This window comes from Nocardia cyriacigeorgica, from assembly GCF_029868385.1.
In the GTDB taxonomy this organism is placed as follows: Bacteria; Actinomycetota; Actinomycetes; order Mycobacteriales; family Mycobacteriaceae; genus Nocardia; species Nocardia cyriacigeorgica_F.
The window spans coordinates 17,294-33,208 of record NZ_JARWNX010000027.1; the positions used below are offsets into that span (position 1 = coordinate 17,294).

Below are 15,915 nucleotides of genomic sequence, written 5' to 3' on the forward strand. Positions count from 1 at the left end.
CTCGACCCCGCCGTGCGGGACGGTCGGACCGAGGCACTGCATACTGATCGCGATAGCGCGTACGCTCGATGGTTCCGATCGCAACCACTCGACCGCGCGCAGCGTCAAGGTATAAACGTGTCTGGTAGCGATATACGACATCGCCACCATTTGCCCTAGCCGTGCGGACGCGAACAGCGGCGCGCGGGTCGAGAAGGAAAGGTGTATTCGCCGGTGGCAACACGAGACCGCGGTGCAGCCGACCAGGGCCGTCCCCTGCGTCGTCTCGTGATCGTCGAGTCCCCGACCAAGGCCCGCAAGATCGCGCCCTATCTGGGTCGCAATTACACGGTGGAGGCCTCCGTCGGTCATATCCGGGACCTGCCGCGCGGTGCGGCGGATGTGCCCGCCAAGTACAAAGGCCAGTCGTGGGCGCGTCTGGGTGTCGACGTCGATCACGATTTCGAGCCGATCTATGTGGTGAGCCCCGATAAGAAGGGCAAGGTCACCGAGCTCAAGAGCCTGCTCAAGGACGCCGACGAGCTGTATCTGGCCACCGACCCCGACCGCGAGGGCGAGGCCATCGCCTGGCATCTGCTGGAAACCCTGAAGCCGAAGATCCCGGTCCGGCGAATGGTGTTCCACGAGATCACCGAGCCGGCCATCCAGGCCGCCGCCGCGGATACTCGTGATCTGGACAGCGATCTGGTCGATGCGCAGGAAACCCGCCGCATCCTGGACCGGCTGTATGGCTACGAGGTCAGCCCGGTGCTGTGGAAGAAGGTCATGCCGCGGTTGTCGGCTGGCCGGGTGCAGTCCGTCGCGACCAGGGTGATCGTCCGTCGCGAACGCGAGCGGATGGCGTTCCGCTCGGCCGAGTACTGGGATATCGCCGCCAAGCTCGATGCCGGCGGCTCCGGTGAGGTCGGCAATCCGCGCACATTCGGTGCCCGGCTGGTGAATGTCGACGGCGCCCGCGTGGCGTCGGGTCGCGATTTCGGTTCCGACGGCCAGTTGAAGGCCGATACGGGCGTCGTCGTGCTGGACGAGGCCTACGCGCGACGTTTGGCCGAGGCGCTCGACGGCGCTGACCTGGTGGTTTCCTCCGCGGAAGCGAAGCCGTACTCACGTAAGCCGTACGCACCGTTCATGACCTCCACGTTGCAGCAGGAGGCGGGCCGCAAATTGCGCTTCACCTCCGAGCGCACCATGCGGGTGGCGCAGCGACTCTATGAAAACGGCTACATCACCTACATGCGTACCGACTCGACCACGCTGTCGCAGTCGGCGATCAACGCTGCCCGGTCGCAGGCCACCCAGCTCTACGGCTCGGAATATGTGCACCCGACGGCCCGGCAGTACACCCGCAAGGTCAAGAACGCGCAGGAAGCACACGAAGCGATCCGTCCGGCGGGCGATACCTTCGCCACGCCCGGTGAGCTGCATGCTCGCCTCGACAACGACGAGTTCCGCCTCTACGAACTGATCTGGCAGCGCACCGTCGCCTCGCAGATGGCCGATGCCAGGGGCACCACGCTCACCTTGCGGATCACCGGTGTCGCCGGGACCGGCGAGGAATGCGTGTTCTCCGCCTCCGGCCGCACCATCACCTTCCCCGGCTTCCTCAAGGCCTACGTCGAGAGCGTCGACGAAGAGGCGGGCGGCCAGTCCGACGATGCCGAATCGCGTCTGCCCGCGCTGGAACAGGGCCAGGGCGTCACCGCGGTGGAGCTGAACCCGGACGGGCACAGCACCAATCCGCCCGCCCGCTACACCGAGGCATCGCTGATCAAGGCGCTGGAAGAGCTGGGTATCGGTCGCCCCTCCACCTACTCCTCGATCATCAAGACGATTCTCGATCGCGGCTATGTCTACAAGCGCGGCAGTGCGCTGGTGCCGTCGTGGGTGGCGTTCGCGGTGATCGGCCTGCTGGAGGAGCACTTCGGTCGGCTGGTGGATTTCGACTTCACCGCCGCCATGGAAGACGACCTCGACGCCATTGCCGGTGGACGTGAACAGCGCGGAAACTGGTTGTCCAGCTTCTATTTCGGTGGCGATCACGGCGCCGACGGTTCGGTCGCCCGTTCGGGTGGGCTGAAGCGGATGGTCGGCGAACGGCTCGACGATATCGATGCGCGCGAGGTCAACTCGATCAAGCTGTTCTCCGATGCCGAAGACCGCGATGTCGTCGTGCGGGTCGGCCGCTACGGGCCCTATCTGGAGCGGATGGTCACCAATCCGGATGATCCAGAAGGTGATTCGATCTCGCAGCGGGCCAATCTGCCCGACGATCTGCCGCCGGACGAACTGACCCCCGAGGTCGCCGAGAAGCTGTTCGCCACGCCGCAGGAGGGTCGTTCGCTCGGCACCGATCCAGCGTCCGGGCACGAAATCGTCGCCAAGGAAGGACGTTTCGGGCCGTACGTCACCGAGATCCTGCCCGAACCCGCCGAAGAGGCGGCACCGGCGAAGAAGACCGCGAAGAAGGCGGCGGGGCCGAAGCCGCGCACCGGATCGCTGTTCAAATCAATGGATCTGGCCTCGATCACCCTCGACGACGCGCTCAAACTGCTGTCGCTGCCCCGTATCGTCGGCACCGACCCCGCTTCCGGTGAGGAGATCACCGCGCAGAACGGGCGCTATGGCCCGTATCTGAAGAAGGGCACCGATTCCCGTTCGCTGGCCGACGAGGATCAGATCTTCAACGTCACGTTGGACGAGGCGCTGAAGATCTACGCCGAACCCAAACGTCGTGGCAGGCAGGCCGCCAGCGCGGCGCCATTGCGTGAACTGGGCAACGACCCGGCCAGCGGTAAGCCGATGGTGATCAAGGACGGTCGTTTCGGCCCCTATGTCACCGACGGCGAAACCAATGCCAGCCTGCGCAAGGGCGATGAGGTCGAATCGATCACCGACGAGCGGGCGGCGGAGCTGCTGGCCGATCGGCGGGCGCGCGGTCCGGTGAAGAAGGCGGCGAAGAAGACCACCAAGAAGGCCGCGGCCAAGAAGACCGCGACGAAGGCCACCGCCGCGAAGAAGACCACGGCGGCGAAGAAGACCGCCGCCAAGAAGGCTCCGGCGAAGAAATCCGCGGCGAACGCGAATTCGGAGTAGCGGTCGGGATCGCGGCCGCGCCCGGACAGCATGTCGGTGGCGGCCGCTAGGGTGTACGACGTGGCGGGTGTCTTCGATCGGTTGGTCGGCCAGGATGCGGTCGAATCCGAGCTGACGGCTGCCGCGATCGCCGCACGCGCCGGATCGGTCGACGGTGCGATGACGCATTCATGGCTGTTCACCGGCCCACCGGGCTCGGGCCGATCGGTCGCGGCGCTGTGCTTCGCCGCCGCGCTCCAGTGCACCGATCCGGGCACCCCTGGCTGTGGGCACTGCCATGCCTGCACCACCACCATGGCGGGCACCCACGGCGATGTGCGCCGGGTGATTCCCGAAGGGCTGAGTATCAGCACCAAGGAAATGCGCGAGATCGTGCAGATCGCCGCTCGAAGGCCGAGCACCGGCCGCTGGCAGGTGGTGCTGATCGAAGACGCCGACCGCTTGACCGAGGCGGCGGGCAACGTGCTGCTCAAAGTGGTCGAGGAACCGCCCGACCGCACGGTGTTCCTGCTGTGCGCGCCGTCGGTGGACCCGGAAGACATCTCGGTCACCCTGCGGTCACGGTGCAGGCATGTGCATCTGGTGACACCCTCGGTGCCCGCCATCGCCCATGTCCTGCGTGAACGCGACGAACTCGATGCCGAAACCGCCGACTGGGCGGCCTCGGTCAGCGGCGGTCATGTGGGTCGCGCCCGTCGACTCGCCACCGATAGCGAAGCCCGCGAACACCGCAGGCGTGCCCTCGCGCTGGTCGCCGCGGTCGCCCGTCCAGGAGCCGCCTACGCCGCCGCCGACGATCTGGTGAAGGCCGCCGACGACGAAGCCAAACAGATGAGCGCCGCCCGCGACGAACGCGAACGCGACGAACTCGCCACCGCCATGGGCGCGGGCGGCACCGGGAAAGGCGCCGCGAGTGCGACCCGAGGTTCGGCCGGTGTACTGAAAGACCTCGAACGTCGCCAGAAATCCCGTGCCACCCGCACCGGCCGCGATGCCCTCGACCGGGCGTTGATCGATGTCGCGGGCGTCTACCGCGACGCCCTCGCCGTCCGCTTCGCCGCCGGACCCCGCGCTTCCGGCCGGTCACGCCCCAAACCGAGCGCCGAGGGCGTCACCCTGACCCATCCCGATATGGCCGACCAGATCACCGATCTCGCCGACCGCGTTCCCCCCGAAGGCCTGCTCCGCTCCCTGGAAGCCGTTCTGGCCTGCCGCGAAGCATTGGACCTCAACGTCAAGCCCCGCTTCGCGCTGGCCGCGATGGTCGCCACTCTCATCGCCGCGCAAGCCGGGTGATGCGGGCCCGCCGCTACCGGCGCAGGAGGTCGACGACTCCCGTGGTCGATTCGTTCCCGCCGCCCTCGGCGACCCGGCGCCGCATCAATTCCATGAAGGGCGTGAGGAGTTCGGGATCGACGCCCTGTTCGGCGGCGGTGCGCAACAGCGTCCCGTTCGTCGTGACCATCATCGCCAGATTCGATTCGACACCGTCGGTGTAGTCGCCGCTCGCCAGCTGTGCGGCGGTGCCGTAGGCGTATCCGGCCATCGCCTGCTGGTAGGCGACCATGCGCGGTGCGAACTCGACGGGGGAGATGTCCTCCTTGCCGATCAGGGCGAAGGCGTGCGCGGCTCCGGCGAACATGCCCCACATCGCGCTGAGCAGTGCGACGTCGTACAGCGCCGCGAACCCGGCGTCCGCGCCGACGTACTCGACACCGGCGGGCACGGCGAGCGTTTCGGCATGAGTCTCGTGCAGCTCGGGCGAACCGCTGTAGAACACGTACGCGCCGGAGTCCGCGCCGCCGATCATGGAGGGCACGGCCATGATCCCGCCGTCCAGGAAACGTCCGCCGCGCGCGGCGACCCAGTCCGACAGGCTCCGAGCCTCGTCGGGTGTGCTGGTGGTCAGGTTGACGATATCGCGGCCGGTGAGATCGACGGGCTCGAGTGTCGCGCGCACCGACGCGTCATCGAGCAGACACACCACGACGAGCGAATTCGCGCCGACGGCTGCCGCGATATCGGCGGCCACGGTCGCGCCAGTCGGGGCGGGTCGGGCACTGCGATTCCAGACCGTGACGTCGTATCCGGCGGCGAGCCACGAGCGAACGAGGGCCGAGCCCATATCGCCGAGGCCGAGGACGGTGAGCGCTTTATGCGAGTGGTCGGACATGACCGTTAGTCTTTGGTCGGCCCGGGCCCCGATCAAGTACGCACAATGAAGTGGGTACGCACACCCGGGTAAGCGAACAGGCAGGTGGAGGTAGTCGTGCCGATCACACGCAGACCGGGCGCATACACGTGCGGGCTCGACGCGACACTGTCGGTCCTGAACGGCAAATGGAAGATGCTGATCCTGTGGCCGCTGAGCGAACGCCCACACCGCTTCGGCGAACTGCGCCGCCAGGTCTCCGGCGTCACCGAAAAGGTCCTCACCACCCAGCTACGTGAACTGGAAGCCGACGGAATCGTCCACCGCGAGGTCTACGACGAGGTACCCCCACGGGTCGAATACTCCCTGACCCCGCTGGGCGAGCAACTCAACAACGCCCTCCTCCCCCTGGAAGCATGGGGCCGCGAACACCTCATGCACGAGCCCCCCGCCCACCCCTGACCTCGCACCCATGCCTCGAACTGCCAGCCGCTGACCCCACCGAACACCCGTTTTCGCATTCCGCCCCCCGAGACGATAGACTCGCCACGCCGAAAGGCACGCCGCCTTAGCTCAGTCGGTAGAGCGCTTCACTCGTAATGAAAAGGTCGGGGGTTCGATTCCCCCAGGCGGCTCCACTTTTTCATACCGTGATCATGGTCTGTTGACCTTTCAGGCGGTGTTCTCGCCGCCGCAACTGAGCTGTTGCGGCGGCCCGCTGACCTCGACGGTTACAGTCCACACCGAACACGGCATTGCGGGCTGCGCGCACGGCCCGTCTCATGAGCCAAGACGATCTGGCGCGGGCGCTTCGTGAAGTCGGCTGTGTCAGTGCCACCAAGCGGCTGGTGCAGCGTTGGGAGTCCGGAACGACTGTGCACCCGCGGCCGAGCCATGCTCTGGCGCTCGAGCAGGTGATGAAGCTACCGATCGAGTCGCTGGGGTTCGGTGCGGTAAGGGCTGGTAAGGAGATCGGTGGTCTCAACGACAACAGCCGCGATATCGACTCGCCGATCGGTGCGATCGATTCCACCGGTCCTGCCACCGCGGCGCGTGTCAGCGGCGATCACTCCGGGGTGTGGCTGAGCCGATACGAGTACTTCTCGAGTGGACGGGACGCGACCTATACCGTCGCCCATTACGCCGTTGTCCTGAATCACGGCCCGCAGCTCACCGTTCGCAGCCTGCCCGGATCGTCACCATCGGTGATCGAGATGGACTTGACCGTGGACGGCAATGTCGCGACCGGCACATGGTCGGAGCGGACCGCGGTCGACGGCTACTATCGCGGCGCCCGTTATCACGGCGCGGTGCAGCTGCTCGTCGACCCGACCGGTAACCGGATGGCCGGAAAGTGGATCGGATTCGGTAAGGACTTCGAAATCAACTCGGGGCCATGGGAGTTGGTGTTGCAGGATCCGAGTACCAGTAAAGCGACCGTCGACGCGTTTCAGCGGCCTGTGCAGTAGTAACGCTCGGCTATTCGGTCGAAGCCGTGAGCGCGCGTCCGTTAGCGGTGTTCGGCAGGACCTGGAGGACTTCACGAGCCGATCGGATTCCTGATTCGATGGCACCTTCGAGGTATCCCGCGTGGTCGGTGGCGGTTTCGGTGCCTGCCCAGTGGATGTGGCCGGTGGGGGTGCAGGGGGCGGGTGGGAAGCCTTCGGTGGTGCCGGGGAGGGGGAGGGCGGTGTAGCCGCCGCCTGCGTTTTCGTCGAGGTGCCAGGACTTTTCGTGCCAGCTTGCCGGGGTGAGGACTTCGGGGCCGATGTGGTGGGTGAGTGGGGTGAGGACGACATTGCGGCGTTCGGTGGGGGTGAGGTGGTCGAGTTCGTGGGCGGCGGGGCCGCCGATGAGGAGGCAGAGGTGGCCGGGACCGTTGGGTGGGGTGGTGTCGAAGACGGCGCTGGGCGGGTTGTCGAGGACGAGGAATTCACCGCCCTCGCGTTCGCGCCAGAAGGGGCGTTCGTAGACCGCGATCGCCTTGTAGACCGAGCCCATGTAGGTGTTGCGGGCGAGGTCGGCTCGGCTGGGTGGGAGTGGGGGATCGAAGGTGATGCGGGCCGTCATCGGGGGTGGGACGGTGACGATGACCTTCGCGGCTCGTAGTTCGCCCGCGGTGGTTCGCAGTGTGACGCCGTGATCGTCGCGGTGGATCGAGGTGACGCGCTGGCCGGTGCGCACGCGGGGGCCGAGTTCGGCGGCGAGGCCGTCGATGAGGGTCCCGATACCTTCGATGAGCAGGGAATCCTGGGCGCCGCCGCTGGTGGCCAGCATGGTTCGCAGACCGCCCTGGTGGCGGATCATCGTCGTCATGGCCTGGACGGAGAATCGGTCGAGGTCGGCGGTCCAGGAGACCGCGGCCAGCAGGTCGAGCAGTCGTCGTGACGTGCCGAGCGGCACCCGGCGCAGCCAGCTGGCGGCGGTGGTGGCGTTCCATCGTCGCGGTGCGCCGAGCCGGGACAGCACCTCCAGAGTGGCGAGCGCGAGTCCGGTGGTCAGCACGGCGGGGGAGGCGGGCGGCACTCGGCGTGGTCCGTCGATGATGACCGGCAGCGGTGTGGTGTGCATGGGGAATCGGGTGGCGCCGAGTTCGGTGGCCAGCGCCATGATCCGGTGATGGTCGTGGCCGATCCACTGGCCGCCGAGGTCCACGCGCGAGCCGAGGGCGGTGGTCTCGCTCATCGCCCGGCCGCCGAGGCGGTCGGCGGCCTCGAGGACGATGACGTCGACTCCCCGGCGATGGAGTTCCCGCGCCGCGGTCAATCCGGACAGGCCGGCGCCGATCACGACAACCACCGAATCAGATTGCGCAGGAATATGTTTCGGATTTTGCTGCATGCCTGGTTCCTTCCGCATGTACCGGCCGGTGCGTCGTTGTCGTTCAGAGGTCGGTCGCTGACGACCCGAGCGGCGATCGGTCGGCCGCGACCTCCGGAGCGCTGCTGCCGCTCGAGCACCGGACGATCGCCGAGATGGTGGACGCAGCGTTTCGATCGGCAGTCATGCGCACCGTCCTGACGGGCTTCGAACACGAATGAGGCGTCCGGCCGCGACTGATTTCTCATAGTTAAGTCGGACGACCGTCCGAGTTCAACGGTAGACCAAGCAGGCCCGGCGGGCAATAGCCGACGGCGAATCGCTGCCTGGTCGTGGCGGCCTGCACGTGGTCGGAAGCCGCGAGGCGGATGGCTCGGGGTAGCTCTCGGTGCTAGTTGTGGTGCAGGTTCCCGGTGACGAGTCCGTTGCGTCGTTGCCGCTCTGATACCGATCCCGGGCGTGGAGAAGCGCCGGTGGTACAGCTCGGGCTGGCGGTTGTGGTTCGGTGGGGCGAACGCCTTCCGCAGCGCCCATCCGGGGGGCGCTGTTACGGTGAGCTCAGCCGGTGCGCGAGGTGCGTGCGCCCGTGACGGGCTGCGGGTCGGCGTAGAGCACGATCATGTCGACCGCGCGGTTCAGATCGCGGCGGGCGCGTTCGGGATCGGGACTCGCTACGTACTGCATGATCAGGCCATCGGTGAGGGCAAGTGCGAGGCGTCCGAGGGCGTCGAACTCGACGGCGCAGCGCTCACCAGCCGCCTGTGCGGCCTGCTCGCAGAACTCGCTGATCAAGCAGACGTAGCGCTCGAACTGCAATTGCGCCAGACCGCCGGGGCCCTCACTGCGCGCGGAGTACAAGGCCAGCTCGTACTGCATGATCTGCAATCCGACATCGCCTTCGACCAGCTTGTCCCAGAAGCTGGTGACGCCCTGCCGGATCGCGTGCGCCACGCCCCGGTCCAGTTCCAGCTCGGCGCGGATGGCGTCGGAGACATCGCGGATGACGGTGGCGATGACCGCGCGCAGCAGTTTGTCTTTGGACGGGAAGACGTAGTGCAGGGTGCCGAGCGGAATACCGGCCTCGGCCGCGACGCCGCGCAAGGTGGTCCCGGCGACGCCCGCGGTGCCGAGCACCCGCATCGCCGCCGCGACGATCTGCTCCTCGCGCTCGGCTGCCCTGACGTAGGCCACTGGTCCTCCTGGTTCCGCCGATCGAGTTCGCAGAGTGCGGGCGAACCGCGGCGCTGTCGTGGACGTAGCTTTTCACACCGGGCTCCCGGCAGTATGCGAAGCTCGGCGCATGGGGAGAGACCGGAAGTGGGCTGTCGGGATGGCGGTCGCGCCGATAGCGTTCGTGGCCGCATCCGTTGTGTCGCTCAGCGTGCTGAACGAAGCGGCCAATGGTTCCATGGCGAGCGATATCACCGGCTGGTGGATGTTCGTGATGATCTTCGGCGGTCTGCTGTTCGCCCCCGGCATCTGCTCGACCCTCGTCGGCGCGGCCCGACTCGGCCATCGACTCGGCACGATCCTCACGCTGATCGGCCTCGCGCTGCTGTCCACGGCCGCCCTGCTGCTCGGCGCCGCCGGGTTCGAAGACGCGTTCAGCGCACCGGCGGGCGAGTACGAACCACGTTGGACGGCAAGGTTATCGGTCGGTGGCGCGACGATCTATGCCATACCGTTCGCCTTGCTGGTGATCGGCAACGCATATGCGGCTTGGATTATCTGGTCGGAACATGTTGTCGGAGAGGGGCTTCCGGTGCCCGCTGAGGATTCATAGCCTGCTCGACGACGAATTCCTACCGACCCTGACAGGTGGGGCAGAGGCCGTGCAGGGTGAGGCCCGCGGTGTCGGGGAGGGCGAAGCTGCTGCCGAGGCGGGCTTCGGCGAGAGCGGTGGTGAGGTGGTCGGCGGGGACTTCGGTGATGGCGCCGCAGTGGGTGCAGACGGCGTGGTGGTGGGGGATGTCGGTGAGTCCGTAGCTGGTGACCCGGTCGTCGATGATCAGTGCGTGCAGGACGTCGGCGTCGAGCAGGGTCGAGACGGTGCGGTAGACGGTGGTGGGATCGACGTCGTGGCCGGTGTCGGCGAGTCGGCGCTGGATCTGGGCGACGGTGAGATGGCCGTGCTCGCGGTCGCGGGCCAGGGTGCCGAGCACGGCCACGCGGGGCGCGGTGCAGCGTAGGCCGTGGGCGCGCAGCAGCCGCCGCGCGTACTGCTCATCGCGTGGCGCGGCGGCGGTATCGGGCCGGACGCCGGTCATGCACCCAGTCTGCCGCTCGACCGGGTCCGCCGCCAGCACCCTTCTTGCCAGTCGGTTGCATCTGGGTTTACCGTCGAATGACCACCTCGTCGAGGTCGTTTCACATCATGTGAAGGGCAGAACGTGGCGTCAACGGTGCAGCCTGGCAGACCGTCTCGGACTCCGGTCGAGCGGCCGGGGCTCACGCGAGTCGAATGGGGGCGGCTGCTCGCGATGGCCGGGGTCATCATCGGGCTGCATGTGCTGGGGTGGGTCACGTTGGTCGCGTTCGTCGCGCCGCAGCATCTGAGCATCGGCGAGACGACACTGGGTGTAGGCGTCGGGCTGACCGCCTACACCCTCGGCATGCGGCACGCCTTCGACGCCGACCATATCGCCGCCATCGACAACACCACCCGCAAACTCATGCAGGACGGGCAGCGGCCGATGTCGGTGGGATTCTTCTTCTCGCTCGGACATTCCACCGTGGTCTTCGCCCTCGCGCTCCTGATCGCGGCGGGCATCAAGGCCATCGCGGGACCGGTGCAGGACGATTCGTCCTGGTTGCAGCGCTACACCGGATTGATCGGCACCACCGTGTCCGGTGCGTTCCTCTATCTCATCGCGATCATCAATATCGCGGTGCTGGTGGGAATTCTGCGGGTGTTCCGAAATATGCGTCACGGTGCCTGCGATGAGCGGGAACTGGAACGGCAACTGAATCAGCGGGGGCTGATGAATCGGTTGCTCGCCCCGGTGATGAAGACGGTGACCAAACCGTGGCAGATGTATCCGGTGGGGGTGCTGTTCGGCCTCGGCTTCGATACCGCGACCGAGGTGGCGCTACTGGTATTGGCAGGTACGAGCGCGGCGGCGGGGCTGCCGTGGTACGCGATCCTCTGCCTGCCGATTCTGTTCGCCGCGGGCATGACCCTGTTCGACACCATCGACGGCACGTTCATGAACTTCGCCTACGGCTGGGCCTTCGCCGAACCCGTGCGCAAGGTCTACTACAACATCACCATCACCGCGCTGTCGGTGGTGGTCGCACTCGGCATCGGCACCGTGCAACTGCTGGTGCTGTTCGCCGAGCAGTTCGGCTGGACGGGCGGTTTCTGGGATCGGATCAACGGTATCGATCTGAACCTGCTCGGCTATTTCGTCGTCGGCCTGTTCGTGGTCACCTGGGTGATCGCCCTGCTCACCTGGCGTTATGGTCATATCGAGGAGAAGTGGAGCGCGCGATTGCGCGCCGATGTACCGTCGCCGGGCGGCCTGCCGCAGCGTTGAGAACCGGTGCCGCGCGCCGAGGGGGAGGAGTAGCGTGAGAGGTCTCCACGCGTCGAATCGAGGCCATTGTGCACGAGATGGCGATAACCAGCAGTGTGGTCGATACCGTCTGTGAATGCGCGGCGGGACGTCGCGTGCACAGTGTGACGGTGGAGGTGGGCGCGCTGTGCGCCGTGGTGCCGGAGGCGATGCAGTTCTGCTTCGAATTGATCGCCGAGGGCACGATCGCCGAGGGTGCGCGCCTCGATATCCGCATTGTCCCGGGCACGGCGACCTGCGCCGCCTGCGGTCACCGATTCGAACTGGCCGATCTGATCCTGCTGTGCCCCTGCGGCAGCAGCGATATCGAGGTCGAGTCCGGGCGTGAACTGCGCATCCATTCGATGGAGGTGAGCCAGCCATGTGCGCAACCTGCGGGTGCGGCGATGATGGAAGCACTGTGATCACGGCCATCCCGCACCGACCTACGACTCACGACGATCAGCCGCACGACGAGCACGGTCATTCCCATGAGTATCCGCACGACCACGAGCATCCGCACGGTCACGAACACTCGCATGACCATGACCACGAGCACCCGCACGAACACCCGCATGGTCACGAGCACTCGCACGACCACGCCTCCGGCGACCACGTACATATCCCGCGCACCGAAACGGTGACCTTGGAGCAGAAAGTCCTGGCCAAGAACGACGAACTGGCCGAGGGCATCCGGCGGCACCTGGTCGAGCGCGGCATCCTCGCCCTCAATCTGACCAGCTCACCCGGCTCCGGCAAGACCACGCTGCTCGAACGTACCCTGCGCGAGCTGGCCGACCTGCCGATCGCGGTGGTCGAAGGCGATCAGGAGACCCTGCTGGACGCCGAGCGGATCCGCGCCGCCGGGCGGCCGGTGGTGCAGGTCAATACCGGTGCGGGCTGTCATCTGGATGCCGCGATGATGCGCGGGGCCCTCGAGACGCTCGATCCCGCGCCGGGGACGCTGCTGTTCATCGAGAATGTCGGCAATCTGGTCTGTCCGGCACTGTTCGATCTCGGTGAGCACGCGAAGGTCGTGGTGATCTCGGTGACCGAGGGCACCGATAAACCGTTGAAATACCCGCATATGTTCGCCGCCGCATCGCTGGTACTGGTGAACAAAATTGATCTGCTGCCGTACGTCGATTTCGATCTGGAACTGTGCGGACGGCATGCGAACGCGGTCAATCCGGGGATCGAGTTATTGCCGCTGTCGGCGACCACCGGTGCGGGCATGAACGAGTGGTACGAGTGGTTGTTCGCGCAGCGGGCGAGCATGGCTGATCACCTTGAGGATGTGTCGGGCCGCGCCTAGACTGACGTGATCAGGATCACATAAATGGCGCGGTCCGTCAGCCCCCAAGGGGCCGCGCCGGGTGAGGCAACAGCTTCAGGAGGGTGGCATTCCATGCCGACTCGCGAAGCAGTCGAAGCCGAAGACACGTTGATCCATGTGCTGTGGATCAACGCGGGTCTGAGCTGTGACGGTGACTCGGTGGCGTTGACTGCCGCCACCCAGCCCAGTGTCGAGGAAATAGCGCTCGGTTCATTGCCGGGGCTGCCTCAGGTCGCCGTACATTGGCCGCTGATCGATTTCGAATGCGGCCCGACCGGGGGAGCCGATGACTTCCTCGAATGGTTCTTCAAGGCCGACCGCGGTGAACTCGAGCCGTTCGTGCTGGTCGTGGAGGGCTCGATTCCCAATGAGCAATTACACACCGAAGGCTATTGGTGCGGGTTCGGCAACAACCCGGACACCGGCCAGCCGATGACCACCAGCGAATGGCTCGACCGGCTCGCACCGAAGGCCACCGCGGTGGTCGCGGTGGGCACCTGCGCCACCTACGGCGGTATTCACGCCATGGCCGGTAATCCCACCGGCGCGATGGGTGTGCCGGACTATCTCGGTTGGGAATGGACGAGCAAGGCCGATATCCCGATCGTCTGTGTGCCGGGCTGCCCCATTCATCCCGACAATCTGTCCGAGACGCTGACCTATCTGCTCTATATGGCCACCGGCCAGGCGCCGATGATCCCGCTCGACGAATCGCTGCGACCGAAGTGGTTGTTCGGCGCGACGGTGCACGAGGGTTGTGATCGCGCCGGGTATTACGAGCAGGGTGATTTCGCCACCGAATACGGCTCACCCAAATGCATCGTGAAGCTCGGCTGCTGGGGTCCGGTCGTGAAATGCAATGTGCCCAAACGTGGATGGATCAACGGCGTGGGCGGCTGCCCCAATGTGGGCGGCATCTGTATCGGCTGCACCATGCCGGGATTCCCGGACAAGTTCATGCCGTTCATGGACGAGCCGCCGGGCGGCAAACTGTCGTCGACGGCGTCGGGACTGTACGGATCGGTGATCCGCAGCCTGCGTCATATCACCGCGCGGACGGTCGACAAGGAACCGCACTGGCGGCACCGGGGAACCAAGCTGGATACCGGCGCGACACGCACCTGGTAGGAGAACTTCGATGACTCAGATCATCCCGGAGCCGACTCATCGCCGCATCGAACCGGACGCTCTCGTCGAGATGGCGTGGGATCCGATCACTCGTATCGTCGGCAGCCTCGGCATCTACACCAAAATAGATTTCGCCAATCGGGAAGTGGTCGAGTGTCACAGCACCTCGTCCATCTTCCGCGGATATTCGATCTTCATGCGCGGTAAGGACCCACGGGACGCGCATTTCATCACCAGCCGGATCTGCGGTATCTGCGGTGACAACCACGCCACCTGCTCGTGCTACTGCCAGAACATGGCGTACGGGGTGAAGCCGCCGCATCTGGGCGAATGGATCGTCAATCTCGGCGAGGCGGCCGAGTACATGTTCGACCACAACATCTTCCAGGAGAATCTGGTCGGGGTGGATTTCTGCGAGAAGATGGTGTCGGAGACCAATCCCGGTGTGCTGGCACGAGCCGAGCAAACCGAGGCGCCGCATGCCGAGGCGCACGGCTATCGGACCATCGCCGACATCATGCGTGCGCTGAATCCGTTCACCGGCGAGTTCTATCGCGAAGCACTGATGGTGAGCCGCTACACGCGGGAGATGTTCTGCCTCATGGAGGGCAGGCATGTGCATCCATCGACGTTGTATCCCGGTGGTGTCGGCACGGTGGCCACCATTCAGCTGATGACCGACTACATGTCGCGGCTGATGCGATATGTGGAGTTCATGAAGAAGGTCGTGCCCATGCACGACGATCTGTTCGACTTCTTCTACGAGGCGCTGCCCGGCTACGACCAGGTGGGTTTGCGACGCACTCTGCTCGGCTGCTGGGGATCGTTCCAGGACCCCGAGGTATGCAATTTCGCCTATAAGGATATGGAGGAGTGGGGCAGGCGGATGTTCGTCACGCCCGGTGTGGTCGTGGACGGCAAGCTGCTCACCACATCACTGGTCGATATCAATCTCGGGATCCGAATTCTGCTCGGCAGTTCGTATTACGAGGACTGGACCGATCAGGAGATGTTCGTGCGGACCGATCCGCTCGGCAATCCCGTCGACCGGCGCCATCCCTGGAATCAGCACACCAATCCCAAACCGCAGAAACGCGATCTGGAGGACAAGTACAGCTGGGTGATGTCGCCGCGCTGGTTCGACGGCACCGATCATCTCGCGCTCGATACCGGTGGCGGTCCGCTCGCCCGGTTGTGGTCGACCGCACTGGCGGGACTCGTCGATATCGGATACGTGCAGTCGACCGGACACAGTGTGCGGATCAATCTGCCGAAGACCGCGTTGAAGGGTCCGGTGGAATTGGAGTGGAAGATCCCCGCCTACGGCAGCAATACGATCGAACGCAACCGCGCGCGCACCTATTTCCAGGCGTACGCGGCCGCCTGCGCACTGGATTTCGCGGAGCAGGCACTGGTGGAGATCCGGGCCGGACGAACCAAGACCTGGGAGGCGTTCGATGTGCCCGATGAGGGCATCGGCTGCGGATTCACCGAGGCCGTGCGTGGTGTGCTGTCGCATCACATGGTGATCCGGGACGGCAAGATCGCCAACTACCACCCGTATCCGCCGACGCCGTGGAACGCCAATCCGCGCGACAGCTTCGGCACACCGGGCCCCTATGAGGACGCGGTACAGGGCCAACCCATCTTCGAGGAGAACGACCGGGAGAACTTCAAAGGCATCGACATCATGCGCACGGTGCGCAGTTTCGACCCGTGCCTGCCCTGCGGGGTGCACATGTACCTCGGCGAGGGAAAGACACTGGAGAAGCTGCACTCCCCGACGCAGACGCCGACCGCGCGGTGATCTCGCACCGATCGGTGGGAGGCGT

The 15,915-nt window shown here is 65.8% G+C and carries 14 protein-coding genes and 1 tRNA gene; 11 read left to right on the forward strand and 4 right to left on the reverse strand.

The features are described from left to right. Positions 1 to 213: 213 nt before the first annotated feature. The gene (gene topA, locus QH168_RS05430) at positions 214 to 3,093 is read left to right on the forward strand and encodes a type I DNA topoisomerase (protein ID WP_432421037.1); all 2,880 of its coding nucleotides are present in this window, start codon (positions 214 to 216) and stop codon (positions 3,091 to 3,093) included. A 30-nt stretch (positions 3,094 to 3,123) separates the two neighbouring features. After that, a complete protein-coding gene (locus QH168_RS05435) occupies positions 3,124 to 4,389 on the forward strand; it encodes a DNA polymerase III subunit delta' (RefSeq protein ID WP_432421038.1) in 1,266 nt (421 codons plus the stop codon). Between the two features lie 13 nt (positions 4,390 to 4,402). Here QH168_RS05435 and QH168_RS05440 read toward each other — a convergent pair whose 3' ends face one another. Further along, entirely contained in the window at positions 4,403 to 5,266 is an 864-nt protein-coding gene (locus QH168_RS05440; protein WP_280233332.1) for an NAD(P)-dependent oxidoreductase, read from the reverse strand. Positions 5,267 to 5,362: 96 nt separating this feature from the next. On the opposite strand from QH168_RS05440, the gene QH168_RS05445 reads away from it, so the two are divergent. The 3 genes from QH168_RS05445 to QH168_RS05455 all read left to right on the forward strand — a co-directional run bounded on the left by QH168_RS05445 (position 5,363) and on the right by QH168_RS05455 (position 6,714). After that, positions 5,363 to 5,707: a winged helix-turn-helix transcriptional regulator gene (locus QH168_RS05445; protein ID WP_280233333.1), complete on the forward strand. Its 345-nt coding sequence runs from the start codon at positions 5,363 to 5,365 to the stop codon at positions 5,705 to 5,707. 100 nt (positions 5,708 to 5,807) lie between these two features. Beyond that, positions 5,808 to 5,883: transfer RNA gene (locus QH168_RS05450), tRNA-Thr, on the forward strand. A 144-nt stretch (positions 5,884 to 6,027) separates the two neighbouring features. Next, complete coding sequence (locus QH168_RS05455) at positions 6,028 to 6,714, forward strand: XRE family transcriptional regulator (protein ID WP_280233334.1); 687 nt, start codon at positions 6,028 to 6,030, stop codon at positions 6,712 to 6,714. Positions 6,715 to 6,724: 10 nt separating this feature from the next. On the opposite strand, the gene QH168_RS05460 is transcribed toward QH168_RS05455, so the two are convergent. After that, positions 6,725 to 8,086: a flavin monoamine oxidase family protein gene (locus tag QH168_RS05460; RefSeq protein WP_280233335.1), complete on the reverse strand. Its 1,362-nt coding sequence runs from the start codon at positions 8,084 to 8,086 to the stop codon at positions 6,725 to 6,727. A gap of 537 nt (positions 8,087 to 8,623) precedes the next feature. Then, complete coding sequence (locus QH168_RS05465) at positions 8,624 to 9,256, reverse strand: TetR/AcrR family transcriptional regulator (protein WP_280233336.1); 633 nt, start codon at positions 9,254 to 9,256, stop codon at positions 8,624 to 8,626. Between the two features lie 139 nt (positions 9,257 to 9,395). Between QH168_RS05465 and QH168_RS05470 the strand changes: the two genes are divergently transcribed. After that, on the forward strand, positions 9,396 to 9,848 hold the full coding sequence (locus QH168_RS05470; protein WP_280233337.1) for a hypothetical protein: 453 nt from the start codon (positions 9,396 to 9,398) through the stop codon (positions 9,846 to 9,848). A gap of 19 nt (positions 9,849 to 9,867) precedes the next feature. Here the strand turns inward: QH168_RS05470 and QH168_RS05475 are convergent, their stop codons facing one another. Next, positions 9,868 to 10,332: a Fur family transcriptional regulator gene (locus tag QH168_RS05475; protein ID WP_280233338.1), complete on the reverse strand. Its 465-nt coding sequence runs from the start codon at positions 10,330 to 10,332 to the stop codon at positions 9,868 to 9,870. A gap of 135 nt (positions 10,333 to 10,467) precedes the next feature. On the opposite strand from QH168_RS05475, the gene QH168_RS05480 reads away from it, so the two are divergent. The 5 genes from QH168_RS05480 (at position 10,468) to QH168_RS05500 (ending at position 15,890) form a co-directional block, all read left to right on the forward strand. Beyond that, positions 10,468 to 11,601 (forward strand): HoxN/HupN/NixA family nickel/cobalt transporter, encoded by a 1,134-nt coding sequence (locus tag QH168_RS05480; protein WP_280233417.1) that lies wholly within the window; start codon positions 10,468 to 10,470, stop codon positions 11,599 to 11,601. A gap of 68 nt (positions 11,602 to 11,669) precedes the next feature. Further along, complete coding sequence (hypA, locus tag QH168_RS05485) at positions 11,670 to 12,044, forward strand: hydrogenase maturation nickel metallochaperone HypA (RefSeq protein ID WP_280233339.1); 375 nt, start codon at positions 11,670 to 11,672, stop codon at positions 12,042 to 12,044. After that, positions 12,002 to 12,934, forward strand: a complete 933-nt coding sequence (hypB, locus tag QH168_RS05490; protein WP_280233340.1) for a hydrogenase nickel incorporation protein HypB — start codon at positions 12,002 to 12,004, stop codon at positions 12,932 to 12,934. The genes hypA and hypB overlap by 43 nt, the downstream gene beginning before the upstream one ends. A 93-nt stretch (positions 12,935 to 13,027) precedes the next feature. Further along, the gene (locus tag QH168_RS05495) at positions 13,028 to 14,083 is read left to right on the forward strand and encodes a hydrogenase expression protein HypE (protein WP_280233341.1); all 1,056 of its coding nucleotides are present in this window, start codon (positions 13,028 to 13,030) and stop codon (positions 14,081 to 14,083) included. 10 nt (positions 14,084 to 14,093) lie between these two features. After that, on the forward strand, positions 14,094 to 15,890 hold the full coding sequence (locus QH168_RS05500; RefSeq protein ID WP_280233343.1) for a nickel-dependent hydrogenase large subunit: 1,797 nt from the start codon (positions 14,094 to 14,096) through the stop codon (positions 15,888 to 15,890). Positions 15,891 to 15,915: the final 25 nt, after the last annotated feature.